This is a genomic window from Lachnoclostridium sp. An196, from assembly GCF_002160135.1.
GTDB classification, from domain to species: domain Bacteria; phylum Bacillota; class Clostridia; order Lachnospirales; family Lachnospiraceae; genus Hominiventricola; species Hominiventricola avistercoris.
Genome location: NZ_NFJZ01000007.1, coordinates 187,729 through 195,747, shown reverse-complemented (window position 1 = coordinate 195,747; position 8,019 = coordinate 187,729). Strand labels below are relative to the sequence as shown.

The following is an 8,019-nucleotide window of genomic DNA, read 5'->3' as shown; positions in this document are numbered from 1 at the left end:
CGCCTGGAAGCTGCCTGTGAGTTTGCCATCACCAGCGGGATTAAAAAGCCCCGTTACCACCATCTTAATTCGATCCTTGCATCCAATCAAGATGAGATTTACGTAGAGCGCAAAAAAGCAGATGCAAAGGACCATTCCCAGATGGGATACCTGAGGGGAAGCAGCTATTACGGAGGTGGCAGAGATGATCAATGAAGAGACCAGGCGCAAGCTGCGTGAAATTAATCTGGGCGAGGCAATCAAAGGGCTGGAGGTACAGCAGGCGGATCCTGCGACAATAGCCCTGCCCTTCGATGAAAGGATGCAGCGGCTGGTGGACTACATTTACCAGGAGAAATACAATGGGAAGATACAGCGGCTGATCAAGTCAGCAAAGCTCCGTTTTCCGCAGGCAAACCGGCAGGGAGTCATCTATGCCAGCCGCGGATTAAACAGGGAGCTCATTGAGAACCTGTTCAGTGGCCAGTACATCGGTTTGCACCAGAGCATCATCCTCCAGGGATTTACCGGTTCAGGGAAGACCTACCTGGCCTGTGCCCTGGGAAAAGAAGCCTGCCTGAACCATGTCAGGGTACGGTATGTCAGGCTGCCTGACCTGCTAATGGAGTACAAGGAAGCCTTGAACCATGCCTTTGACGAACCGAAGCAATGGGAAATCCGGGAAATCAACGAGATTATGAACCAGAGCATTGACCGCTGGCGGTACTTCCCGAACCCAAGAATGTTTTCAGAATATGGCAGACAAAAGGGCTGGGAGCGTGAAAACCCGGCAACGGACTCCAGCAACCTGTCTGAAAAAACGGTGGACGGTTTTGTGGAGGTCACAGAACAGATGGAGCTTCCATTCTGAAAATGACAGCCCGTTGCACCCCCTGTTGCTATCCCGTTGCCGAGCCGGTTGCCGGGGAAAATCCCGAAACTATCGGCTTTTCTCCCTTATAACAACCAAAACAACAGAAAAATAAAAGAAAAGTATAAATAGTAACCATCGCCAGATTGAGATTGTTTGCAAGGTCTTTTGAAGCCCGTTGCCGGACTTCGTTGCCGACACCCTCTGTCTGGCTATTTTCATGCATGGAGGATAACTGCCTATGGCGAATAATAAGCTGAATATTGAAGGAAAAAATTACTCGGATATTCCGGTGTGGCGTAGATATACGCTTACCATTGAGGAAGCAGCCAGATATTATCATATCGGCGAAGGAAAATTGAGAACGCTTATTGACACACATCCCAATGAGGATTTTTATGTGATGAACGGCAATCGTGCCCTCATTAAGCGTGAGAAATTTGAGAGGTATCTGGATCAGGCTACTGCTGTGTAAACAGAGCTGACAGATTTACCGATTTCACATGATATAACTATGCGGAGAGCTGAATTTGTGCTATGATAAGAGTGCAAGTCTGGCTCTCTTTTTTTGAAAGGAGAGTTCACGATGAGTGAGAAAAGACGAGATAACCGTAATCGGATTTTGCGAGAAGGCGAGTACCAGCGTAAAGATGGGAGGTATCGGTTCCGCTATATTGATGAGGACGGAAAAGAGAAAAATGTATACAGCTGGCGTTTAGACAAGAATGACCCAATGCCAAAGGGGAAGAAGCGGGAGCCTTCCCTGCGTGAGAAAGAAAAACAGATTGAAGCGGATTTGTTTGACCGTATCGTAACCAACGGTGGCAACTATACTGTTTTGGAACTGGTAGAAAAGTATGTTTCATTGAAAACAGGAGTTCGTCACAATACGGTTGCCGGATATAAAACGGTCATCAATATGCTGAAAAAAGAGAGTTTTGGGAATCTGCGAATTGATAAGGTGCGTTTGTCAGACGCCAAGGCATGGTTGATTAAGCTCCAACAAATTGATGGGCGGGGATACAGTTCCATTCATTCTATCCGGGGAGTCCTCAGACCAGCATTTCAGATGGCGGTAGACGATGATTTGCTTCGTAAAAATCCATTTGAATTTGAGCTTGCATCCGTCATTGTCAATGATTCTGTTACCAGAGAAGCGATTACCCGAAAGCAGCAGAGAGATTTGCTGAAGTTTATTCAGGAAGATAAACATTTCAGCAGATACTATGATGCAATCTATATTCTTTTTCACACAGGGCTTCGTATTTCAGAGTTCTGTGGGCTGACGGTTTCAGAGATTGAGTTTGGAGAAATGCGTATTAAGGTAGATCATCAGTTACAGCGTACTGTACAGATGCAGTATGTAATTGAAGAACCAAAAACTGACAAAGGCATCCGCTATGTGCCGATGACGGAAGCTGTCGCAGCGTGTTTTCGCAGAATTATTGCCAACCGAAAGACACCAAAGGTTGAACCGATGGTGGAAGGATACGCTGGATTTTTATTTCTGGATAAAAACGATATGCCGATGGTTGCCCTTCACTGGGAGAAGTACATGGAGCATATCATTCAGAAATACAACAGGATTTACCGTATCCAGATGCCGAGAGTTACTCCTCATGTATGCAGGCACACCTTTTGCTCTAATATGGCAAAATCCGGTATGAATCCGAAAACCTTGCAGTATATCATGGGTCACGCAGACATCAGTGTAACCTTGAACACTTACCCCCATGTGAATTTTGATGATGCAAAGGAAGAAGTATATCGGATAGCGAATAGTTAAAAAAGCCTGTTGGTAAGGACGCTTGCTTTACCAACGGATTTACCAAGATTGCAGGGAAAAACATAAGAAAATACGAGAAGATTTGAGAAGATACCTTGAAAAGAAAGGAAAACTCAAAAGTCGGAAAACCCTGAAATATCAAGCGTTTGGGAAGAAATACAAGACTTAAATGGAGATATAAAAAGATGATTAAAGTACTATTTATTTGCCACGGCAACATCTGCCGCAGCCCAATGGCTCAATACGTTATGCAGGACATGGTCGACAAGGCCGGCCTTGCGGACTGCTTCCACATCGATTCTGCTGCGACCAGCACGGAGGAGATCGGCAACGGCGTCCACCGCGGAACACGCAGGAAACTGGGTGAGGTGGGAATTTATTGCGGAGACCACCGCGCTGTGCAGCTGAAACGGTCGGATTATGAGAAATATGATTATCTGATCGGTATGGATACCTGGAATATCCGCAATATTCTGCGGATCATCGGGAATGATCCGGATAAAAAAGTGCACCGTCTGCTGGAATATGCGGACAAAGAACGGGATATCGATGATCCCTGGTATACGGGTGATTTTGATGCTACTTACCGGGATGTGTCGGCAGGCTGCAAAGGTCTGCTGGAACATATCCGGAAAACGGATATGGTGTGACGGAGGATATCATGAAACTGATACATTGCGCGGATCTTCATCTGGACGCCCGGATGGAAGCAAGCCTGCCCCGGGAGAAAGCGAGGGAACGCCGCCAGGAGGTTATGCGTACTTTCACGCGGATGGTGGAAACAGCAGAGGACCAGGGTGTGGAAGCGATTCTGATGTGCGGGGACTTGTTTGACGCAAAGACCATATCCGCGCGTGCCGGGAATTGCGTACTGGACGCGGTAAAAAATCATCCGGGGATCTTTTTTTATTATCTCCAGGGAAATCATGATCAGAATTCTTTTCTGGCTGATCTTCAGGTGTTGCCGGGCAATCTTCGGATATTCGGACCGGGATGGAGCGTATATCAGCAGGGGGAGCTGTGTATTGCCGGCGCGGAGCTTTCGGAGAAAACGCCGGATGGAATTTTTGAAAAGCTGATCCTGGATCCGGGGAAGATCAATCTGGTCATGCTGCATGGGATGGCGGCAGAATATGGAACAGGGGAACAGACAGAATCCTTCTCTTTACGTGCGCTGAGGGACAAGAATATTGATTATCTTGCTCTGGGGCATATCCACAGTTATCGGGAAGGCCGCCTGGACGACAGGGGTATCTGGTGCTACAGCGGATGCCTGGAAGGAAGGGGCTTTGACGAATGCGGAGAAAAAGGATATGTGCTGCTGGAAATCAAAGACAGACGGATCAGCCGGAAATTTGTGCCGTTTGCCTTTCGTCGGTGCTGGGAAATACCGGTGGATATTACGGGACTTCTGACGCAGGAAGAAATCCGTAAAAAAACGCAGGAAACTCTTTCTCCGGTTCCGGAAAAGGATATGGTAAAAGTAATTCTGACCGGAGAGGTGTCTCCGGAAGCGGAGAAGGATTCTTCATGGCTTGAAAAATGGCTGGAAGATTCCTGGTATTTTGCGAAAGTGCAGGACCGTACCAGCCTTGCCGTACATCCGGAAGATTATCGGTATGATGTTTCTCTCAAAGGAGAATTTGTACGGATGGTACTGGCCTCTTCCATGGAGCAGGAAGAGAAAGAGCAGGTGCTGCGGATGGGAATCCGCGCGTTGGCCGGGGAGGATTAGGATGCAGATTTTACGGATACATATTGAGAATTTTGGCAAACTTCATGATTTTGACATGGAGTTCCGGGAAGGACTAAATCATATAAACGCTGCCAACGGCTGGGGGAAATCCACGCTGGCAGCGTTTTTAAAAGCTGTGTTTTACGGGCTGGAAGCGACCACACGGCGTTCCCTCAAAGAAAATGAAAGAAAGAAATATCTGCCCTGGCAGGGAGGGGCTTTTGGCGGCAGTGTGGAGTTTTCTGCAGGGGAAAGATGCTATCGGGCGGAACGCTTTTTTGGAATGAAAGAGAGAGAGGATACATTCTGCCTGTATGACCTGGTTACGGGTCTTCCAAGCAGTGATTATACGGAACGTCTGGGCGAGGAGTTGTTTCGTCTGGACCGGTCTGCGTTTGAACGGAGCAGTTATTTCGCGCAGCAGGATTTTTCCGTGACAGTCAACGACAGCATGAACGCCCGGCTGACCCGTGTGGAAGAAGAGGCCGGAGATATGCAGAATTATGAAAAAGCATGTATTTCTCTGGAAAATCGGATGAAATATTACCGGAAGCTCGGGAATCGCGGAAGGATCCCCGAACTTCAGGAGATGATCAGAAGACTTCAGGAAGAGTTGGAAAACTGTCGGTTCAAAGAGAAAAATCTGGAAGAACAAAAGCGCATGATGGCGCAGAAGGAATCCCAGGATCAAAAACTGCAGCAGGAAATCCGGGCTGCGGAGGAGCAGATTCAGGCGAAGAACGGTCAGGCGGCCCTGGATGCCCACAGGGAACGTCTGGAAAGTCTGAAAGAAGAGGCGCAGGGAAGGGCAGATATTTTGCGGGAAACCCAGGAAAAACTGGAAGCGTTTGAACCGGCTCCGCCTGAAGAGGAGGAACTGGATCAGTGCCAGAGGCTGATCATAAAGCTGCAGGAAGTGACGCGCGGGATTGACGGCGAAATGTCCCGTGCGCGGGAATTGGACAGGCGCGCAGAGGAACTGCGTCGGGAAGGAAAAAGAGAAAAAACCGGGATAAAATTCTGGCTGCCTGCGGGAGGAATTTTACTGGCCGGGATCGCGGCGCTTGCAAGGGGACCTCTGATCCCGGGGCTTGTGTTGGCGGTGTCCGGAATCTTGCTGCTGCTCATGGCGGCAGCAAAGGAGTGGCAGAAGAAAGAACAAAGACAGAAAAAGGCAAGGGAACTTCATGAAATCGGGAAACAGCATACGGAGCTCCTGGAAAGCTGCAGAAAACTTCAGGAGCAGGAGGGGACGCTTCGTGAAGAAATAAAAGGAATCCTTATGGTCGATCCGGTACAGGAAGACGATGAGCATGCTTTGGAGGAAGCCCTGCAGAAGGAAAGAAAGCGGAGCCGCCGGTATGGGGAACTTCTGCGCGATTATGGGATACAGAAAAAGGAGGCAGGGAAAAGCCGGATGGCCTATGAACAGTTCCGGGACGGATTGCCGCCGGAGGAACTTGCGCGTATGCATCAGCCATCCGTTACTGTACAGGAAAAGGCAGATCTGGAACGGAAACTCCGGATGATGCAGGAACAGAGGAAAACACTGCAGAAAGAAATAGGCCACATACAGAATCAGATACAGAACCTGTCCGGTGAAGCGGAGCGGATCCCGGAGCTGGAAGAGGAAACCGAACGTCTGAAAGGAGAGCTGGAAGCATCGGAACGGGAACATAGACTGCTGGGAACAACTCTCCAATATCTGAAGGAAGCAAGAAACCGTTTTTCATCCCGTTATCTGGAGTGCCTGCAGCAGAATTTCCTGCATTATCTGAAAGCATTAGATCCGGAAGGAGAGTCTGAACCGATCCTGGATGTGAAACTGCAGGTGAAAATCCCGAAAGGGGGAGCAGCCAGAGAACTGGCGTATTTCAGCGCAGGAGAGCAGGATCTGATCCGGATCGCGGAACGCTTTGCAGTGGTGGACGCGCTTTATGAAAAAGAACAGCCGGTGCTGATCCTGGACGATCCTTTTGTAAATCTGGATCCAGAGCGGTATGAAAGAGCGTTGGCATTCATAAAAGAAATGTCCAAAAGACGGCAGATGATTTATTTTACATGCCGGGGATAAGGAAAAGGGACTCCTGGCCCATATTGGCTGATTGCTTCCTGGAATTAAACGTGCTATACTTACCTTATTAAGACAGCATTGATGCCGTACAAGAGGAAAAGGAGGATGCAATGGTATGATGTTGGAAGAGTCCATTCGGATACTGGCAATGCAGGAGGAGATTCTTCAATTTTCTCATTTTACAAATGAAGATGCCTGGGAACTGGGGAGTCTTATGGTGTCGGAAGCGGCGAGAAACCGTCTGCCGGTGGCGATCAGCATCCGGCTGAATAACGGATATACAGTATTCCAGTATGGTTTCAAAGGGACGAACTACAATAATGAGCAATGGATGACCCGAAAGCAGAATACAGTGCGTGTGATGGAGATGAGCAGTCTGCGTCTGTATATGATGATGAAGAAAAATGACGAGACCCTGGAGGACAGAGGTCTGAATAATGGGGAATATACAGCTTCCGGCGGCGGTTTTCCGATCCGCGTCGCAGGCGTCGGTGTGATCGGAAGCGTGATTGTATCCGGCCTGGACCATATGGCAGACCATGAATTTGCTGCCGCGTGTCTGAGCCAGTATCTGAGGATCGATGAGATCCCGAGACTGCCGGTACATTTTTAAGGGGCGTATCAGGATCCGGCAGAGGGATCCTGGGAAAATAATTCAAAAGGGGGGATTATATGGAGAGCCGCATGTTTAAAGTCTATTCACCGTCAGATGGGAAAGTGGCGCTGAAAGTGATTCCGGGACATTTTGTTACTTCTCATTCGCACATTACTCATTACATGGACATGACGACTTTGCTTGCCAGGCAGAACGAGGCCGAGGGAGCTGCGAGGATCCTGGCGGGCAAATACATGCACAATACGATGGTGGATACAATCATCTGTCTGAACGGGTGCGAAGTGATCGGGGCCTATTTGGCTCAGGAACTTTCCAAATCCGGAATCCGGTGTATGAATGCGCACGAGACGATTTACATTACGTCTCCGGAGGAAGACATCAATGGACAGATGATTTTCCGGGATAATTCCAGATTTATGGTAGAAGGTAAGAATATTCTGATTTTATCCACTTCTATCACGACGGGAGTCACGCTGGACAAGGCCATCACCAGTATTAAATATTATGGCGGAAGAGTACAGGGGATCGCCGCGGTATTCAGTTTCGTTACCAAGGTTATGGTAGAAGAGGGCAGATTTATCGAAGTAAACAGCATCTTTTCCGGTAAGGACTTGAACGGATATGCGTCTTATGACGCAAAGAAATGTCCCATGTGCGCGGTAAAGCAGAAGATTGACGCGATCGTAAATGGCTACGGCTACAGTAAATTTTAAATTGTTTCATGCAAAGAAAAAGAAAAGGTGTCATTTTTACGGCACCTTTTTAAGTTAAGGACTCCGGGCAATTTATACAGGGGTTCGAGAGTGCCATATATTGCCGGATCAGTTATTGATCTGCCGCACATGACGGTGAATATAAAAAATAATAGTACATTTAACCGGGAAGCCGGGGACGTGCTGCACCCGCTCCGAGCCTGTTTGGAGGTGGTGCTTATGAGTACATATGAGGAATTGAATCT

The 8,019-nt window shown here is 48.3% G+C and carries 8 protein-coding genes and 1 pseudogene; all 9 read left to right on the top strand.

All coding sequences use genetic code 11. From position 1 onward, the window contains the following. Positions 1 to 195: pseudogene (locus B5F29_RS10035) on the top strand (IS21 family transposase); the annotation flags it as partial. After that, complete coding sequence (locus B5F29_RS17300) at positions 185 to 850, top strand: ATP-binding protein (RefSeq protein WP_206414203.1); 666 nt, start codon at positions 185 to 187, stop codon at positions 848 to 850. The pseudogene B5F29_RS10035 and the gene B5F29_RS17300, both read left to right, overlap by 11 nt. Positions 851 to 1,091: 241 nt before the next feature. Further along, the gene (locus B5F29_RS10020) at positions 1,092 to 1,325 is read left to right on the top strand and encodes an excisionase (RefSeq protein ID WP_008703749.1); all 234 of its coding nucleotides are present in this window, start codon (positions 1,092 to 1,094) and stop codon (positions 1,323 to 1,325) included. Between the two features lie 111 nt (positions 1,326 to 1,436). Then, positions 1,437 to 2,636, top strand: coding sequence for a site-specific integrase (locus tag B5F29_RS10015; RefSeq protein WP_087154492.1), 1,200 nt, complete (start codon positions 1,437 to 1,439; stop codon positions 2,634 to 2,636). Between the two features lie 185 nt (positions 2,637 to 2,821). Continuing rightward, positions 2,822 to 3,286, top strand: coding sequence for a low molecular weight protein-tyrosine-phosphatase (locus B5F29_RS10010; RefSeq protein ID WP_087154491.1), 465 nt, complete (start codon positions 2,822 to 2,824; stop codon positions 3,284 to 3,286). 11 nt (positions 3,287 to 3,297) lie between these two features. Next, complete coding sequence (locus B5F29_RS10005; RefSeq protein ID WP_087154490.1) at positions 3,298 to 4,371, top strand: metallophosphoesterase family protein; 1,074 nt, start codon at positions 3,298 to 3,300, stop codon at positions 4,369 to 4,371. Between the two features lies 1 nt (position 4,372). Further along, entirely contained in the window at positions 4,373 to 6,445 is a 2,073-nt protein-coding gene (locus tag B5F29_RS10000; RefSeq protein WP_162608404.1) for an ATP-binding protein, read from the top strand. A gap of 115 nt (positions 6,446 to 6,560) precedes the next feature. Continuing rightward, positions 6,561 to 7,058 carry a heme-degrading domain-containing protein gene (locus B5F29_RS09995; RefSeq protein WP_087154488.1) on the top strand — a complete coding sequence of 166 codons (498 nt, stop codon included), beginning with the start codon at positions 6,561 to 6,563 and terminating at the stop codon, positions 7,056 to 7,058. A 59-nt stretch (positions 7,059 to 7,117) separates the two neighbouring features. Next, positions 7,118 to 7,774 carry a phosphoribosyltransferase family protein gene (locus B5F29_RS09990; protein WP_087154487.1) on the top strand — a complete coding sequence of 219 codons (657 nt, stop codon included), beginning with the start codon at positions 7,118 to 7,120 and terminating at the stop codon, positions 7,772 to 7,774. Positions 7,775 to 8,019 lie beyond the last annotated feature (245 nt).